This window comes from Neobacillus sp. NPDC093182 (assembly GCF_044754045.1).
Window position 1 is genome coordinate 139,333 of record NZ_JBIVOI010000009.1, and the last position, 18,348, is coordinate 157,680.

Here is an 18,348-nt window from a genome sequence, read left to right on the forward strand (position 1 = left end):
CAAAAAACAACTCCTAAATCTGATTATTTTATTGCCCCTTTTACAACTCCGCCAATAATCCACTTTTGGGCAAACAGATAGATAATAACCATCGGAGCCATCGCCATTAAGTAAGATGCAAATGCTAGATTATAATCTGCACCAAACTCTGTTTGGAAAACGTATTGAACTAGCGGCAGTGTAGCATCCGCTGAATCACTCAAAATAACTAGCGGCAAGAGGAAGTCATTCCATGCCCATAAACAAGTTAAGATTCCAACTGTCGCGTTGATTGGTGTTAAGAGTGGGAAAATCACCCTCCAGAATACACCCCAAGTGCTACAGCCATCAACAATAGCAGCCTCTTCGAGTTCAATAGGAATGGACCGGATATAACCAACATAAATAAAGATATTCATCGCCATACCATATACCACATATAGCAAAATCAATCCAACCATATTATTGAGACCAAGTGCTGAGGTTTGTTTCACAATTGGCAGCATGATAATTGGAAACGGAATGAACAACGCACTTACAAAGTAATAGTACAAATTTCTAAACAGTTTCCGGTGCATATTTCTGGCAACCCCATAGGCTACCAGTGAGTTAGATAGTAGAGTAAATATCAATGTGAAAATCGTAATCATGGCACTGTTTTTGAAGGCACTAAAGAAATTGGTCACTTCAATCGCCTTTGTAAAGTTCTCCCAATGGAGATTAAGCGGGAGTGATAAAGCAGACTCTGCGAGTTCCTGCGGATTTTTTAGTGCAATTGAAATCGAAATATACAAAGGGATTAGAATAAGCAAGGAACCTAATGCTATGAGTATCGTGACAGGCCAGTTTGTTCTTTCTCTCATTACATATCCATCTCCCTTTTTTGTAGAACTTTAAGCTGGAATACCGAGATAACCATAATCACAATAAAGTAAATAACGCCGTTTGCAGATTGGAAGGCAAACTCTCCGCCTGCTAATCCACCGGTATAGATTAGATACGATATAGATGTCGTAGACGTACCAGGTCCTCCTCCTGTCATTGCGACAATTTGATCAAACACCATTAAGGAATTTTTCATTGCCAATACCATATTAATGGTAAAAAAAGGTGCAATCACCGGGAAGGTAATCTTCCAGAATTGTTGCCAGCGATTGGCTCCATCAAGACCGGATGCTTCATATAGCTCGTTTGGAACCGTCTGCAGTCCTGATAGGTACAAAATAACATTGAAGGCACATGACTGCCAAACAAATACAATCAAGATTCCAATCCAGGCAAAATCAGCATTCCCTAGGATATTTTTTGTTAAAAATTCAATATGGTACTTCTCTCCAAGATTAGGCATAATGTTTGTAAAAACGTAGTTAAAAATGAAACCTACAATCAACACGCTCAAAATATTAGGCAGGAAGTATACAGCTCTAAAAAAATTCCTTCCCTTGATTTTTGCATTTAAGCCAATAGCAACCGCCAAACTGATAATATTGACTAAGATGCCTGCAAAGATAGCAAACTTAAAGGTAAATAAATAGGAATCTCGAACAGCGGTATCCTTAAATAGATTAATATAGTTTTTTAGCCCTACAAAATCGTAATCAAGGTTCATTCCATTCCAGTTGGTAAAGGAATAATAAATCCCTTGAATGGCCGGAAACGTATGAAAAACAAAGAAAAGTAGGGCTGCTGGAATAACCATAAGGTAATATGTCAACATTCTTGCGTTCATTTTCTTTTTCTTACTATTGGCCGAGTCAGCGGGAGACGATTGGGGGTTATTCAAAATAAGTTGGTCACTTTTCATTCATGTTTCACTCCCTTAAAAAGATAGAGAAATTGGAGAAGGTGCCTCCAATTTCTCCTAGATAGTTATTTACGACTTTGGACTTTTTCCCAATCCTTTTGGATTTTTTCAAGGGCCGCATCAACGTCCTTATCTTGGACTAACGTTTGTAATGTTTTATCAGGATATACACCTGTTGGAATATAGTGGTCCGGGAAATCCGTTACTGATCCGTTTTCTATCATTACTTTTATGTCAGAAACAGTTGGATTGTCTTGAGCGATGCCCTTCAATGCGGAGAAAGCATTCTGTTCTTCTAGATATTGTTTTGCATTCTCATCTTGAAGCATGAATTCAATAAACTTCTTTGCTTCTTCCGGATGCTCAGACTTAGCAGCCAAACCAAAAAGTAAATCGACACCGGAAACAACCTTGTTTTCATCAGGATTGTTGGTTGCCGGGAACGGGAATACACCTAACTCAATATCAGGATTTGCTTTTTTAATTTCAGGAATTGCCCAGATGCCTTGCAGGTACATAGCAGATTCCCCTTTGGCAAAAGCAGTGTTTCCATCCGTATAGGCGACACCCTGCTGATTTTTATGACCATATTTTGATAATACAACCATTTTCTCAATAGCTTCTTTATACCTTTCTCCAGCGAGTACTTTTCCTTTATTCAGTTGTTCGTAGAAGTCAGCTCCCTGTGTATTTGCGGCCAAAGCATTGAAGGAAGGCAATAATGTCCAAGATTCTTTATACGTATGGTAGAAAGGAACTTTTCCTGCCTTTTGAATTGTCTCGGATAAGCCAACAAATTCATCCCACGTTTTCGGAACTTCCAAACCTAGTTCGTTAAAGATTGCTTTATTATAGATGACACCAACTGCATTAGTCGCAAATGGAACGGCATAAACCTTCTCTTGGCCAGTTATATCTTTCAGCATTTGGACATAGGCAGGCTGAACCTTGTCAAGAACTTTGTCATTTGAAATATCCGTAAAGACTCCTGCTTTAGACAGGTCATTATAGCCCATATCCCCTCCAACCGAGATAATGTCCGGAATATCGCCTTTTGATACTCTTGTTTTGATAACAGTTCCTGCATCAGGGGGGCTAGCCTGTTCAACATCAATATTTGTATTTTCCTTCTCAAACTTCTCAATTAATTTATCAAACGTATCCATTGCTTCACGTTTATAATGGAAAAATTCAATTTCCACTTTCCCGTTATCCCCGCCACTTGCACTATCTCCGCTCCCGCATCCCGCTAGCAGGGACATTGATAGAGCACCCGCAGCAAGTAATGAAACTGTCTTTTTCATATGTATTCCTCCATTAATCGCATATTTTTATCTATTAAGCAGAGTTCTATTAAACTATTAAATGTTATCGGTTTCAAAAGACTCTCCCATCCACCTCCCTTCGATTTATGATTTTTGAGAATTATTCTTTTTTGACACTGATGCTATCCCGGATGATCAATTCAGTTGGCAGCGTGACCTTCATCGCAATCTTTCTACCCATTAATCGATCATATAGGAGTTTAACAGCCGTCCTCCCCATTTCATCACCGTGAACCTTTACAGTTGAAAGCCGAGGATTGACGTAGGCAGCCGCCTCGATATCGTCGAAGCTTACGACCGACACATCGTTCGGAACATTAATCCCTGATTCATGCAAAGCTCGCAGCACTCCTAAAGCTGTCGGATCACTACCCACCACGATGGCACTCGGCATCCTGCCATTTTTGATCAACTTTTGGGTTAATGAATAACCACTTGCAGGTCCCCAATCTTCCTCCAATATGTATGAGGGATTATACAGACCCTTTTCCTTCATTACTTTTTCAAAAGTGCTTTTACGAACATCTACCTTTTCCACCATTTTTTCGCTGACAACACCATGAACAAGTCCTTTTCCGCCAACAAACGCTATTTCTTCGTGTCCAAGATCTAGTAAATGATTGATGACCTGCTTTGTCGCGCCTTCAAAATCAGAGATGACCACATCAACATCGCTATCGTTTGGGGGAAGATAATCTACTACGACAATATTATTGTTTTTATAGTAGATTTCTTTAATTTCTTTTGTATCGATATCACCTATTACAATAAGGCCATCCAGGTCACTTAAAGTCTCAGAAGTAATGGCGCTCTTTCCAACCACCATCGTCGAAACGATAGTTAATGGAAACTGGTGACATGTACTTTCAACCCCCAGCCGAATCGACTGGAAATATGGATCAATAGATTCATCATTTAAAAAGATCAAACCGATATTAAATGACTCTATACTCTTTTCCGCTTTCACACTCTTTTTCCGCAATGGCTTATAATCTAATTCATTTACGAGATCTAAAATCTTTTTTCGCGTCTCATCTGATACAGATAAGGTTGGGTCATTATTTAAGATCCTTGATACCGTAGCAGTTGAAACATTTGCTCGTTTTGCTATATCTTTTATTGTTACCATTTTCTCACCATCATTCCTAGTTTAGTTAACTTAACTAAACTCTGTATTTGAAATATATCATGTTATACGCTTACATACAAGTGTTTTTTTGATTATTTCTCACTTTTTATTCTATTTTAGTAAACGTAACTAAGAAAATTTAACTATCATTCAACAAAAAAGGTAAAATGAACGATATCCACTTTACCTGACTGAATAGTTATTTTACCTAATTACAATTTTTCACACAAGATACTCTGTTTCCAGACCATGCTCGTCTACATAAAAGATGACAGACTTATTGGTTTTCAATCAATAAACAGGGTACATTAGGCATCATTCTCCTGCCAAGACAGGAGAATTTCATCACTGCTAGAATCAAGTACGTTAAATTTACCGTTAAAAGCAGGGTACACATCTCGAAACTTCATCAACTTTATTAGTCTTTGTACGACGGGATTACCAAGCGACTGTTCGATCTCTTTAAATAACTAGTTAATTTAACTAGTTATTTAAGCATTATGTAGAATTTATTGCCGTCAGTTTTACCAATTTCATACTTTTCCTAAACTGTAGGTCGGAGGTTCGAATCCTCTTCGTGACGTCAAAAAGCATTGATTTTTCAATGCTTTTTATATTTGTGAAAATTTATAAAATAGCATTTGCCGAAAGTGAAATTAAGACACTCATGGTTAGTCTCCTGTTTAAGTGCCCTTATTACTCCTTTTTCTACCAATCAATTCATATTGCCACAAGTCTTAATCAATGATCAAATGATCAATTCCGACAACGTCTTTACTATTACGAAAGGTCCCGGCAGATACACCCACCGCTTTGCGGAATACTTTATTGAAATAGTTGGCATTTGCATATCCTACCTGGGCAGCAATGTCTGTAACAGAGGAGCTCGTTGAGCGAAGAAGCTCTGCCGCTTTTTGAATCCTGATTTTGGTAAGGTATTGCACAGGTGTCATATTTAGTTGGTGTTGAAACTGTTTAATAAAATAATATCTCGAGAAACCGGATACTGCCGCTATTTCGTCGAGTGTAATCGGTTCATGATAATGTGTTTGGATAAAGGATAAAGCGTTAGTAATCTGAAGAGAGAAACCGTTCGTTGTTTTTTCAATATTCCTGATGAAACGGTAACACTCCATAATAAACTCATAAGCTTTTGCAGAAGCGTAATATGTATCGGTAATCTTTTGATTATATGTTTCTTGATAGATTTTCAGCAAAAGCTGAATCAGCTTCGAATCCGGAGACACTTTCAAGAGAGGACCGTTCTGTTCCTCCATAAACCGCCAGCAATCGGCGGCTTCTCGTCCCACTAATGTAATAAACATAAACTCCCATCCCGTGCTATCCTTTGGATAGTAATAACGATGATCGCTAGGAATCTCGACAATGAATGCTTCTCCTGCCTTCACGGTATAACTTTTATCCGGTATTTCAAGCCTTCCCGATCCTGACAGAGTGTATTGAAACACATATGTGCCGACATCTTTCCTCTTTAACCCATGCCAATCATAAACTACACCGGGCATTTTCTCTTCCCGGCCAAGCGAGAAAATGTTTGCCACATCGTTAGGAAGCACATCTTGAAAACGAAAACCGTACGTTCCATAATCCTTCACATGTTTATCCCTATAAGTCAAAGACAATATTTTACCCTCCAATCACACTAACTTACCATTGAGGTTCGTATATAAACAACTTACTATTATTATAACAACAAAAAAACAAAGATGAATATGGGACGTTAAGTTGTTCTAAAAACAATTTTTTATCCTATTATAAGAATCGATAGTAGTCCAATTTCACTTTACAGGAGGTAATATTATGTCAAAAATCACATTTATTGGGGCAGGAAGTACAGTTTTTGCAAAAAATGTTCTTGGTGACTGCATACATGTTCCGGCATTAGCTGGGTTCGAGTTCGCATTATTTGATATTGATGAGCAACGCTTAAAAGACTCGGAAAATATGTTAAACAATTTAAAACTAAGCCTACAGGCAAACATAGTAGTGAAAGCGTATTCTGATCGCAAAGAAGCATTGCGAGGAGCAAAATACATTATTAATGCCATTCAAGTTGGCGGCTACAAACCAAGCACCGTTATAGATTTTGAAATTCCTAAAAAATATGGCCTTCGTCAAACAATTGCTGACACAATCGGGATTGGCGGTATTTTCCGTTCCCTTCGCACCATTCCGGTTATGTGGGATTTCGCCAAGGATATCGAAGAGGTTTGTCCGGATGCCCTGTTTTTAAACTACACAAATCCGATGGCAACATTAACTGGGGCAATGCTTCGCTATACAAATGTTAAAACAGTCGGATTATGCCATAGCGTACAAGTTTGCAGCGAGCACCTGTTCAAATCCTTAGGAATGGATCATGAAGGAGTGGAAGAAAAAATCGCAGGTATCAACCATATGGCATGGCTTCTTGAGATCAAACGCGACGGCAAAGATTTATATCCGGAAATTAAACGCCGTGCGAGAGAAAAACAACAAACAAAACACGATGATATGGTTCGCTTCGAATTAATGGACAAATTCGGATACTACGTAACGGAATCATCTGAGCATAATGCCGAGTACCATCCGTACTTCATTAAACGGAATTATCCGCAATTAATCGAGAAATTCAATATCCCTCTTGATGAGTATCCGCGTCGTTGTGTAGAGCAAATTGAACGCTGGGACAAAATGCGGGACGAGATGGTCAACAATGCACAGCTTACCCATACCCGTTCTCACGAATATGGTTCGCGTATTATTGAAGCGATTGAGACGAATGTTCCATTTAAATTTGGCGGCAACATTTTAAATACGGGTCGCTTAATCAGCAATTTACCGGAAAAAGCTGTTGTTGAAGTATCATGCGTCGCTGACCGCAGCGGAATCACTCCTTGCTATGTAGGAGATCTTCCAGAACAGTTAGCCGCACTTAACCGTACAAATATTAATACACAGCTTTTAACAATTGAAGCAGCAGTAACGAAAAAGAGAGAACATATTTATCAGGCAGCAATGCTGGACCCTCATACGGCCGCTGAATTATCAATGGACGACATCATTGCAATGTGCGATGATTTAATTGAAGCACACGGTGACTGGATTCCAAAATTCGAAGATCGTAAAACAATTTCGTTCATATAACAAAAAGAGCAACTCATTCATCTAAGTAAAATATATGGACTTACCCATTTTCAAACCATTCAACGCAGTTAACAAGTGGATAAATTAATCTGCCTAAATATGAAAAACAAAATGAATAATTAGAAATGACTCTGGTACAATACCAGAGTCATTTGCTTACTACATAAACAGTCTACTTTACAGGTAATTCTGCAACTCTTCTGAGACGATATAGTATCCTTGAGTATTCAAATGTAAACTATCATACGAATAATTTTTATTTAAATTCCCCTCCTTCTCGACCAACTTAGAATAAAGATCAATGTAAGTCAATTTTAATTCGGAAGCTATTTCTCTAATGCCGTTATTCGTAGCAATACAACCACTATAGACTCCTTCTATTTTTCTATTAATGGTTAAGATAGGTCAGCCTGTTTTGTAGACCTCAGTGAATGAACCACATTGTTTTTCATTCGTCTCGAAAAAAAGGTGAACATCAAATCCTAGTCCAGGTTCAACATTGGGACCAACAACAGTATTTGGTTATATTTCAGCTAATCATATTAAGGAGAATTTATTTCAATTATTTGAGTCTACATCAAAAATAGTTTAAATTCTGAATAAATATACTACACAGTTCGTTGGAAGAAATATCAAATAAAATGCCCGAAGAAAATATTCTTTTCTCCGGGCTGTTTTTATCCCTTGAGAAACTACTATAATAAAACGATTACTTTTATGGTAGTCAATAGAAGAAATACATTAAACAAAGTCCCCCGTTATATTTACTCCTTTTAGATTATGTTACTTCAACTCTCTCACCCCCCGATTTCTGCATGATTTGGGCTTTTCTTCTGAATGTCTGCATAGAATGTAGACAAGCGAATGTGATCTCTCAATGAAAATAGTGAACCTGGAGGGAATAACCAAATGCATTTTATTGAAGATGTTAAAGACGTGAAATTTAGTTTTTTGGAAAAGCCGCCGGCGTCGTCTATGACCTATGCCTTTGTTTATGTTAATAATCAAAACGAATACTATGCCGTTAAAAATGGAGAGCGTTTGTCACGTAGTGAATTGCGGATTGGCAAATATAAAAAGGTTTATACAGTCAATATGCAGCAACAAACCATCACCTACAAGGAGGAAGTCCCTTCGGCAACAAGGGGAAGAAGGTTTACTGTCAATTTATTTATCGATATTGCTGTTGAATACCCCGAACGGTTAGTTCAACAAAATGCAGGAGAAATTGGCACCATTATTAACAATAATCTGCCCTTCTGGGTCGAGTCGGAAGCAAGATTTTATCCTATTGAAGAGGATCTGAGTTTTGCCCGGCATATTGAAGAATTTTTTCAAACCTCACCATTAGTCAAGGTGTTAAGAGAGGCTGGTATTGTGGTTCGAAATGTCCGTGTCTTGATCCGACAAGGTATTCGGGACCAGCGCCATGATGAGGCGATCGCCGATTTAGACCGGAACGCAGAACTATCTGCCTATCAAGAGGCTCTCGACTTGGAGGAAGCCCGCCGGATTTCTGCCTCGATTAAAGAAGCCCTTCAAGCAGGTGATTTTATCACTGCAGGGAAGCTTGGAGAAAAGAATGAAATGGCAAAGCGCTTAGTGGAATCAGAGTTTAGCCAAAATCAAGCCTTCAAATATGAGGTAAACAAACAACTCTTTAGCTTGATCAACGATCACTCTATTGACCAGTTTGAGGCAGAACAAAGATTGGCCAAGCTAAAAAAGCTATTCCCCTATCTCCCTGTCAATTTGGAAAACATCAATAGAAAAAAACAAATATCTGGTCCAAGAAGAGAACTTTCATCCTATTTAAATAAAGGAGAATAGCGGTTGTGGAATCCATTTTAAATCAGCTGTTTTGGATCTGGTCACTTATTTCTGTTCTGCCGGATTGGTTGCGTATTTTTTTGGCTCTCTTTTTGCTCCTACAGTTCACAAGGCTGGTTTTGTTGTACATTGTTCCTCCCTTCTTAAACTTATTTTGCCGTTTGTTGAAAAAAATGCTTCATCTCATTTCTTACCCAATCATGGCACTTCTTTGCACAATGCAAAGGAGCCGGAGAGATACAGGAAAATCTGGCATTCCTGTTTGGATTGATATCATTGAAGGAATGTTTGCCTTGTTCGAACGTTTTTTCAACAAAATGATTCAGCTTTTAATGAAAAGGAAAAGGAAAAGGAATAAAACAGGGATTAAAAGATGGACTTTCTATTCTGCCACAGGATTAGTGATTTTGCTTACTGCTGCAATCATGAACAATCCAAATGAGTGGTATTCACAAAAATGGAAAAATGCTGAGGTATGGTTAAACCAAGAACCCGTGTACACACAAGCATCCGAGACTACTCCTGATCAAAAAGTCTTAATTTTAAATAAGAATTATGAAGAAGGCGGAAATATTCGTGAAGCTCCTGCACTAACCGCGCCCCATCTATATACGATTACAAATGGAGAAATCATGCATTTTTTGAATGAAGAACAAGTAGATTCCAAAGGAATTAAGTGGCTAAAAGTTCAAACTGCAAACGGGATCGAAGGCTGGATCTCAGCCTTGATTGTCAGGGAAAAATAAAAAATTGAACAGGGATATTACTATCTAAGCCGCAATGAATTGAACCATTTCCATGATTTTATCATCCTTTTTCCAGTTCATAGAACAACCCATTTAAGGAGAGTTGACTTCAAGGTGTATAGTCCCCTCTCCTTATTTATATCTCTTCCTAATTGGTGTTAATTCATATAGCGGTATTCTCTCAAACTATTTAAAATAGAGATTTCTTGTAATAATTTCTCTCCAACATTCGTTTCTCTAACCTTTTTTCTCTTTAATTCTTCATCTACCACTCTTTTAATTGATAAAACGTCTGTCCCGTTAAGTAAAACATCTTCTTTTGAATTAAAATGCTTATGGGCGACCAGTTGCATACCGAAGGAATTATATAGTAACGTATATCCTGCTATTCCTGTTGTTGATTGATAAGCTTTGGAGAACCCCCCATCGATCACAATCATCTTACCATTTGCTTTAATTGGATCTTCTCCCTCAATTTCTTTAACTGGTGTATGCCCATTGATAATATGACCCTGGTCAGGATTCAGATCAAATTCTGTTAGGATTTTACAGCAAATTTCTTCATTTTCACGTAAATAGTAGTATGGGTTCTTTCTCTCTTTATGAGTTGCCTTGTCCTTAATAAAGTACCTCTCAAAAGTGGTCATTTCTCTTTTTCCAAAGAGTGATGAATATTCTCCTGTCCATAAATACCAAACCATATCCATCGCAAGATCATCTGTCACTTCAGGGTGTGCAAAAGCATGCCGTAAGTATCGTTCAAAAACATCAAGTAATTCACGACCTGAATAGGTTTTATTTTCGATAACCATTTTTTCCATATTCCCTTTTTCATCTAGAGGAATACAACCATGTATTAATAAATTCCCGTTATATTTTAAATAAAGACTCCCTTTCTTCATAAGGAAATTCATATGTCTGGCTAGCTTTTCTGAATGCTGGACTGAAAATAATAATTTTTCCATCACCTGCTTTTCTTCATCTAATAATTGATCAGGCTGCTCAGGATCTACCGTGGCAAAGCAAGTATTTTCTAGAGGGTAGGTTTTCCCATAAATCGTTATTTCGTTCTTGTCATAATCAATTTTCTCAAGCAAAAGCCTGTCTGACATATTAAAATACGGGCGTCTCTTAATAATAGGCATTTCGAGTTTGAACTGAATCATCGCAATGGCTTGATGAATTTTCGTTATTTGTAATTTTTCTTGATCAGATTGTTTCTTATCTGAATGTACCTTAGGTCTGAAAGCAGGATTGTCCTGATAATATTTCTCCGCAAGATTTAAGAGGGGTCTAAGATTGATTCCATATACATCTTCAATAATATCCAGATTGTCGTATCTTGCGCAGATTCGAATGATATTAGCGAGACAAACCATTGAACCAGCAAAAGCACCTATCCATAATACATCATGATTTCCCCACTGAATATCAACGGAATGATAATTAATTAGAGTATCCATGATTTTATCAGGTTCGGGTCCACGATCATAAATATCCCCCACTACATGTAGATGAGCGACAACCAATCTTTGGGTGGTATACGCAAGCCCTGTTATCAGTTTATCAGCCTGACCTAAGGAGATAATCTGCTCAACAATTTCTTTATAATATTGCTCCTTATTTTCAGATTGATTGGTTTTGTATAACAGCTCTTCTATAACAAATACAAACTGATTCGGCAATGCCTTTCGTAATTTCGAACGTGTATACTTAGAGGAAGCATGAGAAATAAGTCTTATCATCCGCTCGATGATTACTATATACCATTGGTTTAATTCTTGTTCATTGCCAAAATGACTTTTCATTAATTTTAATTTTTCTTCAGGATAATAAACTAATGTCGCAAAATCATTTATTTCTTTTTCAAATAAAACATCTTGAAACAAGTCTCTGATTCTCTTTTTTACATTCCCTGAACCATTTCTTAACACATGTTGAAATGCTTGATACTCTCCATGTAAATCACTGACAAAATGTTCTGTTCCCTTTGGTAGATTAAGAATGGCTTCCAGATTAATAATTTCAGTTACCACTTTTTCTTCACTATCATATTTATGGAGAAGTAAATCTAGATATTTTGAGTTCAAAACCATGTATCCCCTTTCAAAATTCACCATTTATTTTCTATGTAATAGATTGAGATTAATTATGTATTATATCAGAAAAGACAAATAATAGTTATTGTACTATTTAGAGTTGGATAGATTTGACACACTAGTACACCTATTATCAGTAAGTCGCATTTAGCATTATGTAATTTTCATATAACTGCATTATACACTTATTAAAAATACCCGGAGAAAATTTTTCCCCGGGCAATTCTACTTTAAGGCTAGCTATGAAGCATTTTCAAACTGACTATTGTAAAGTTCGGCATAGAAACCATTTTTCTGTAGTAATTCCTCGTGATTTCCACTTTCGATTATGTCGCCATCCTTCATAACCAATATCAAGTCAGCATTTTTAATGGTTGAAAGTCTATGCGCAATCACAAATGAGGTTTTGCCGACTGTCAGTTTATCCATTGCCTGCTGAATCAATACTTCTGTACGGGTATCAACTGAACTAGTGGCCTCATCTAAAATAAGTAATGGTTTATGCTCAATCATTGCCCTAGCAATGGTAATCAGCTGTTTTTGACCAGCGGAAAGATTTGCTTTATCATCGAGAATCGTATCATAGCCTTTTGGCAGAGTTTTAATGAAGTGGTGAAGGCCCACTGCTTTACAGGCTTCCTCTATTTCCTTATCCGAAACTCCATTTCTGGAATAAACAATATTCTCGCGAATCGTGCCTTCAAACAACCACGTATCCTGAAGAACCATACTGAACACGTCGTGAATGTTTGCTCTTGTGAGTTTATTTGTTGGTACTCCGTCAATCAAAATCTCCCCGCCATTTACTTCATAAAATCGCATCAGCAGGTTGACCAAGGTTGTTTTACCGGCACCGGTAGGTCCGACAATCGCAACTTTTTGGCCTGACTTTGCCGTAGCAGAGAAGTTGTTAATGACCATTTTATCTTCACTATAGCCGAAGCGAACATTTTTAAACTCCACATCACCAATGGCGGATTCAAGTCTTTCGTGTTTTTCACTTTCGTTTGCAAGCTCTTCTTCAGCAAGGAATTCGAAAACACGTTCACTTGCTGCAGCGGTAGACTGCAGGTTGGTAGCAGCCTGCGCGATCTGTGTAAGAGGCTGCGTAAATAGTCGGATATAAATCATAAATGCAACAATCACACCAAATGAAATGACATCATTCACGGCTAGCACGGCACCGACAATACTTACAACGACATAACCAAAGTTCCCAACAAACATCATTAATGGCATCATCAGCCCTGACATAAATTGAGATTTCCAGGCGCTATCATATAGTCTTGTGTTAATTTCATGGAAGGTTTCCTTCGCATTATTCTCTCCATTATAAACCTTCACAACATGGTGGCCAGAATAGATTTCCTCAATATGACCGTTTAATTTACCTAGCTCTTTTTGCTGCTGAGCAAAGTACTTTTGCGACTTTGAGATGATAAAAGTCATTAAAGCAAAGCCAATAAAAGTAGATACAATGGCTGAAATCGCCATGATCCAGTTGGTGTAAAACATCATAATCAGAGAGCCAAGGAACATGGTGACCGCTGAAACTAGTGCACCTAAGCTTTGGTTCATCGTCTGTCCAATCATATCAACATCGTTCGTTATCCGACTTAAAACATCCCCAGTACTGGTCGAGTCAAAATATTTTAATGGCAAACGATTAATTTTAGTTGAAATATCTGTCCGTAAATTTTTAGACACCCGCTGTGTGACGGTGGCCATAATGTAACCTTGAATGTAATTAAACAAAGCACCTAAGCTATATAGAAAGGCAAGAATGGCTGCGACATTAACTACTGCGTCAAGATCGATGCTGGTCAGCATTCCTTCTGTAATCAAATCGGTAATCTGATTCAAGAACTCTGGTCCAATGATGTTGAAGATTGCCCCTGCCATTGCCAGTAACAAGGCTATGATAATAAGTGGTAAATAGACTTTGCAATAAGATATCAGCTGCCTAAACGTTTTCTTAAAATTCTTTGGTTTTGCGCCTGCACCGCGAGGGCCGCTTCCATGTGGCGGGCCTGGTGGTGTCGTTCTATTCTGTTCCTGACGATTTTCAGCCAATTTCAAGTTCCTCCTTTGACAACTGAGAATAGGCAATTTCCTGGTAAACTTCACAATTTCTCATTAACTCATGATGGCTGCCAATACTCACCACTTCACCATCATCCAATACAACGATTTTATCTGCATCTTTAATGGTACCAATTCGCTGTGCAACAATTAATGTAGTTGCGTCGCTTGTTTCTTTTTTTAGTACAGATCTCAATGTTCTATCAGTCTTATAATCTAGTGCTGAAAAAGAATCATCGAAAATATAGATTTCCGGCCGTCTATACACCGCACGAGCGATGGACAGTCTTTGCTTCTGTCCGCCGGAGATATTGGTACCACCTTGAGAAATTGAAGAATTGTACTGGTTTTCCATTTTCTCAACAAATTCTGTACCTTGTGCAATATCCACTGCCTTCTTAATATGATCCTCTGCTGAATTCTCTCCACTTTCTCCATAAGCTACATTGGAAGAAACGGTACCGCTGAACAATACGGCTTTTTGGGAAACATAGCCAAGCTTATTCCTTAATGCCTCCTGCTGATAATATTTCACATTGACACCATCAACCAATACTTCCCCTTCTGTTGCATCAAAATATCGAGGAATCAGATTAAGCAGTGTACTCTTCCCACTGCCGGTGGAGCCGATAAATGCCACTGTTTCTCCTTTGTGTGCTGTAAAGCTTACATCTCGAAGAATATAATCGGAGGCATCTGGATATTTAAAACTCACATTCCGGAATTCAACCTCGCCGGAGTGACCCTTACTTCCTTCTGTCACATTCCCATCAATGATTGTTGCCTCTATATCGAGGACTTCATTAATTCGCCGTGCAGACACCGATGCCCTTGGAAGCATGATAAACACAAAGGAAAGCATCATAAATGCCATAATCACCTGCATGGCATAGGATGAGAAAACCACCATATCCGAAAACAGTGATAACCGATTCGGCAGAGCCGCATCATTAATTAAGTATGCACCAATCCAATAGATAGCTAGACTCATACCTGACATAATGATACCCATTGTCGGCATGATAATGGCCATTGTCCGGCTGGTAAAAAGATTCGTCTTGGTCAGTTCGTCGTTTGCTTTTTCAAATTTCGCTTCCTGGTACTTTTGGGCATTGTAGGCATGAACCACCCTGATACCAGACAAGTTTTCTCTTGAAACAGTATTCAAGTTATCTGTTAAACTCTGAATCACCTTAAATTTCGGCATGGCAACAAAAATAAGGATCGTTAACATGAGAATCAGGATGGCAACGGCAATCCCGGTAGTGGCCGTCCACTGCCAGCTTTTCCCCATAATTTTAAAGATTGCCCACACCGCTAAAATTGGTGCTTTGATCACTACCTGTAGTCCCATTGCAATCAGCATTTGAATCTGTGTGATATCATTTGTGGAACGTGTAATCAAACTAGGAGTTGAAAAGCCATTGATTTCTTCCATTGAAAAAGACATGGTCTTCTCAAATACCATCGCCCGCAGCCGTACGGAAAAACTAGCGGCGACTTTGGCTGCAAAGAACCCCACAATCATAGCCGCAACCATGCTGCCCACAGCACATAAAATCATATATCCACCATTAAGGAGAACTTCGCTCATCTTACTTCCTTCCGTCTGTACGAGCACGGTGACTTCTCGCATATAATCAGGCAGCTTTAAATCGAGATACACCTGAGTAACGATAAAAACTAAACTGCATAAGACTAATAGCCATTCCTTTTTCTGAAGATATTTAAAAATTTTCAGCATGTAAAGTAAACCCTCCTAAGAATTCATACGGAACACAATCTAATAGTGTTAGATACTTTATTAAAAAAAATGCAGCCTTTCCTATAAGCCTGCATTAAAAATCATTCATCCTCCGTACCGATTTCGGTAATCCGTTTTAAAATTCGAACAAATTCCTTTGCATCTTTTTCTCCTAATTTTTGTAGTGTTTTTTCAAGCATTGATAATGCTTCTTCATATTCTTCCATAACAAAGCTATGTCCAGCTTCTGTAATGGTGACGATGACAATACGTTTGTCATGTTCATCCCGATGCCGTTCGATAAATCCTTTTTTGGATAAACTGTTAAGGGCAGATGCAACACGCGGAGTACTCATAACCAGTTTTTCACTTATTTCACCAGATGTCACTCCTTTTTTCCAAATAACAAGGTGCCCTAATATCCTCTTTTCCCCATTAGAAAGATCGTCTACTTTTTTTTGAAACTGCATTTTAGGATTTTTCGTCATATTACTAAGCAATTCATTTGCTAACGCTCTATAATCCATACATTTCACCTTTCGAAAACATCTAATACTATTAGATAATATATTATGTGGAGATTACAATGTCAAGTTGTTTGGTTGTAGATTACCTTGATTGCCGAAAGTTTGCCGAAAAACTCAGTAAAACCATATTATTATAATTGAACTGGATTGTTTTTTAATAACTAAAAAGCTTGATAAATTAGCATTCTGGAGTGTTTATTACGATCAGTATTACCTTTTTCATACTTTTCCTAAACTGTAGGTCGGAGGTTCGAATCCTCTTCGGGACGTCAAAAAGCCTTGATTTTTCAAGGCTTTTATTTTTGTTAAAAATTGTTTTCATGTGATTTGTAATAATAAAATTTAGGCATCAGCATGGCAACACATTCTTTCCCTTAGAGGGATTAGTTCATCAAAAGATGAACTTCAAATTAGTAAAGTTACAAACGACTTTCCTTTTAACTTTAGTCACCACATAAATGTTTTCTTGATTTCAGGAGGTACAGGGAGTTCTCCATAAATTTTTGATTTGCCAGGAATTGTTGATTGATTATTTCTGTTTTCTATCACACATACCCAATCCTGCTCATTTCCACGAGTTGGTGTTATTAATTTTAATACACCTATCTCTACATCTGGTTTTATTGCTTCTAAACTAATTGCTTTATCTGTAATAACATTCTCTTGTGTATAACATTGTCCATCTCTAGGATTAAACCACCAAACTTGCAAATGATTTACTTTCAATCTACTTAAATCGACAGTTTCTTCTCCGCCTGATGGGAAGTATAAACAAGCGAATTTTCCTTCCTTTTCGATGCATGCTTGAATGTGCTCATCTGTAACATCATCCAACTTAACACGCTGTTCAATTAGTATATCCTGACCCGGAATACACTGACTTAAATCTCTGGATTCCAAAAAATCACGCAAAATTTTCATCTGCCATGCGCCAGGTTGGTCTAAAGCTTCATACCAAGAATATCTTCTAAAGTTATCTCTTTCCTTTTCTGAAATCATCCAACACACGGATGGATGCCCATATGTATGACCAAAGGACCCTGCAAATAAACTCCAATAGGCACGTTTCCTAACCATCCATCCTCCGTGAAAATCAGAACCAATTGGCCAAGTTGTTGGCATTTGCTCATAAGCAGGTTCTCCATCAAAAACTGGCATAGGATTTTTTCGATTATAATCATTTTGCACTAATTCATAATTTTTCGGTGTTAACCCATGTCCAGATTGAATCATAATAAATGATATCCAGGCATCGTCATCAGTCCAATAAGACATTGTTGAACATTCACCAGTCTCCGCTTCATGGCATGCATGATAAGTCATTAAAAGCTTTTGCCAATCAGGATCTTTTTCGTTATGTTTAACATCCTTTTGTAGAACCCCGTTTGCAATCCCTTCTGCCATATTGCGCCAAACATCCTTATAATCTACTCCTAGATGAATAGGCTGCCTGTCCCCGCCTAGACACCAAATGATATTGGTTCTATCTTTATAGCGACTACCAATCCATTTTCCGTATTGAAAAGCATTTTCTTTCGTAACAATTTTTTCTGAAAACTCCCCCATCCAGTTATGACCTACTACAAGTTCTCCCCATACAGGAAGTAAAAGCACATAAAATCCATATTCTTCTGCTTTGTCTATTATCCAGTCCAAATACTCAAAATATTTTTCATTCGGAGTGTTCAGATTATCATTTAATAGAACCTTTTCTCCGGCAGGATTTCTCATTTCCCTATCTTGCTCTGGATCCAGTGCAACAATTTGAAGTACTGTAAACCCTTGTGATTTTCTTTTTTGCATCAAGTATTCTGCGTCGTCCCATTTTAATCTCTGGGCGATAGTCCAATCAGTATCTGCCAACCAGATAAATGGTGTGCCATCCTGATGTGCAAAATATCTGCTATTCTTTGAGATTTTTAACCTTTCCATTTTT

At 37.9% G+C, this 18,348-nt stretch carries 13 protein-coding genes; 3 read left to right on the top strand and 10 right to left on the bottom strand.

The window, feature by feature from the left end; genetic code table 11:
• Positions 1 to 23 precede the first annotated feature (23 nt).
• From ACIQAA_RS17475 to ACIQAA_RS17495, 5 genes are all read right to left on the bottom strand, one after another.
• Complete coding sequence (locus tag ACIQAA_RS17475; RefSeq protein ID WP_402621816.1) at positions 24 to 842, bottom strand: carbohydrate ABC transporter permease; 819 nt, start codon at positions 840 to 842, stop codon at positions 24 to 26.
• Positions 842 to 1,708, bottom strand: coding sequence for a carbohydrate ABC transporter permease (locus ACIQAA_RS17480; protein ID WP_402621992.1), 867 nt, complete (start codon positions 1,706 to 1,708; stop codon positions 842 to 844). Before ACIQAA_RS17480 ends, ACIQAA_RS17475 begins: the two co-directional genes overlap by 1 nt.
• Before the next feature lie 140 nt (positions 1,709 to 1,848).
• On the bottom strand, positions 1,849 to 3,087 hold the full coding sequence (locus tag ACIQAA_RS17485) for an ABC transporter substrate-binding protein (protein ID WP_402621818.1): 1,239 nt from the start codon (positions 3,085 to 3,087) through the stop codon (positions 1,849 to 1,851).
• Positions 3,088 to 3,208: 121 nt separating this feature from the next.
• Entirely contained in the window at positions 3,209 to 4,237 is a 1,029-nt protein-coding gene (locus ACIQAA_RS17490; RefSeq protein WP_402621820.1) for a LacI family DNA-binding transcriptional regulator, read from the bottom strand.
• A 737-nt stretch (positions 4,238 to 4,974) separates the two neighbouring features.
• The gene (locus tag ACIQAA_RS17495; RefSeq protein WP_402621822.1) at positions 4,975 to 5,880 is read right to left on the bottom strand and encodes an AraC family transcriptional regulator; all 906 of its coding nucleotides are present in this window, start codon (positions 5,878 to 5,880) and stop codon (positions 4,975 to 4,977) included.
• 178 nt (positions 5,881 to 6,058) lie between these two features.
• Between ACIQAA_RS17495 and melA the strand changes: the two genes are divergently transcribed.
• The 3 genes from melA to ACIQAA_RS17510 all read left to right on the top strand — a co-directional run bounded on the left by melA (position 6,059) and on the right by ACIQAA_RS17510 (position 9,960).
• Positions 6,059 to 7,384 (top strand): alpha-glucosidase/alpha-galactosidase, encoded by a 1,326-nt coding sequence (melA, locus tag ACIQAA_RS17500; RefSeq protein WP_402621824.1) that lies wholly within the window; start codon positions 6,059 to 6,061, stop codon positions 7,382 to 7,384.
• Between the two features lie 909 nt (positions 7,385 to 8,293).
• Positions 8,294 to 9,214, top strand: coding sequence for a hypothetical protein (locus ACIQAA_RS17505; protein ID WP_402621826.1), 921 nt, complete (start codon positions 8,294 to 8,296; stop codon positions 9,212 to 9,214).
• Between the two features lie 5 nt (positions 9,215 to 9,219).
• Complete coding sequence (locus ACIQAA_RS17510) at positions 9,220 to 9,960, top strand: SH3 domain-containing protein (RefSeq protein WP_402621828.1); 741 nt, start codon at positions 9,220 to 9,222, stop codon at positions 9,958 to 9,960.
• 158 nt (positions 9,961 to 10,118) lie between these two features.
• On the opposite strand, the gene fbp is transcribed toward ACIQAA_RS17510, so the two are convergent.
• The 5 genes from fbp to ACIQAA_RS17535 all read right to left on the bottom strand — a co-directional run bounded on the left by fbp (position 10,119) and on the right by ACIQAA_RS17535 (position 18,344).
• Positions 10,119 to 12,050: a fructose-1,6-bisphosphatase gene (fbp, locus tag ACIQAA_RS17515; RefSeq protein WP_402621830.1), complete on the bottom strand. Its 1,932-nt coding sequence runs from the start codon at positions 12,048 to 12,050 to the stop codon at positions 10,119 to 10,121.
• Between the two features lie 249 nt (positions 12,051 to 12,299).
• Entirely contained in the window at positions 12,300 to 14,132 is a 1,833-nt protein-coding gene (locus tag ACIQAA_RS17520) for an ABC transporter ATP-binding protein (RefSeq protein WP_402621832.1), read from the bottom strand.
• On the bottom strand, positions 14,125 to 15,885 hold the full coding sequence (locus ACIQAA_RS17525) for an ABC transporter ATP-binding protein (RefSeq protein ID WP_402621834.1): 1,761 nt from the start codon (positions 15,883 to 15,885) through the stop codon (positions 14,125 to 14,127). The genes ACIQAA_RS17520 and ACIQAA_RS17525 overlap by 8 nt, the downstream gene beginning before the upstream one ends.
• Before the next feature lie 101 nt (positions 15,886 to 15,986).
• Positions 15,987 to 16,412 (bottom strand): MarR family winged helix-turn-helix transcriptional regulator, encoded by a 426-nt coding sequence (locus ACIQAA_RS17530; RefSeq protein WP_402621836.1) that lies wholly within the window; start codon positions 16,410 to 16,412, stop codon positions 15,987 to 15,989.
• Positions 16,413 to 16,859: 447 nt separating this feature from the next.
• Positions 16,860 to 18,344, bottom strand: coding sequence for a glycoside hydrolase family 140 protein (locus ACIQAA_RS17535; protein ID WP_402621838.1), 1,485 nt, complete (start codon positions 18,342 to 18,344; stop codon positions 16,860 to 16,862).
• Between the last annotated feature and the right edge of the window lie 4 nt (positions 18,345 to 18,348).

Bases quoted from the DNA above. Each gene is read 5' to 3' on its own strand.
- ACIQAA_RS17485 (WP_402621818.1), bottom strand. From the start codon at position 3,087: ATGAAAAAGACAGTTTCATTACTTGCTGCGGGTGCTCTATCAATGTCC.
- ACIQAA_RS17475 (WP_402621816.1), bottom strand. From the start codon at position 842: ATGAGAGAAAGAACAAACTGGCCTGTCACGATACTCATAGCATTAGGT.
- ACIQAA_RS17490 (WP_402621820.1), bottom strand. From the start codon at position 4,237: ATGGTAACAATAAAAGATATAGCAAAACGAGCAAATGTTTCAACTGCT.
- ACIQAA_RS17525 (WP_402621834.1), bottom strand. From the start codon at position 15,885: ATGCTGAAAATTTTTAAATATCTTCAGAAAAAGGAATGGCTATTAGTC.
- ACIQAA_RS17480 (WP_402621992.1), bottom strand. From the start codon at position 1,708: ATGAACGCAAGAATGTTGACATATTACCTTATGGTTATTCCAGCAGCC.
- ACIQAA_RS17505 (WP_402621826.1), top strand. From the start codon at position 8,294: ATGCATTTTATTGAAGATGTTAAAGACGTGAAATTTAGTTTTTTGGAA.
- melA (WP_402621824.1), top strand. From the start codon at position 6,059: ATGTCAAAAATCACATTTATTGGGGCAGGAAGTACAGTTTTTGCAAAA.
- ACIQAA_RS17530 (WP_402621836.1), bottom strand. From the start codon at position 16,412: ATGGATTATAGAGCGTTAGCAAATGAATTGCTTAGTAATATGACGAAA.
- ACIQAA_RS17535 (WP_402621838.1), bottom strand. From the start codon at position 18,344: ATGGAAAGGTTAAAAATCTCAAAGAATAGCAGATATTTTGCACATCAG.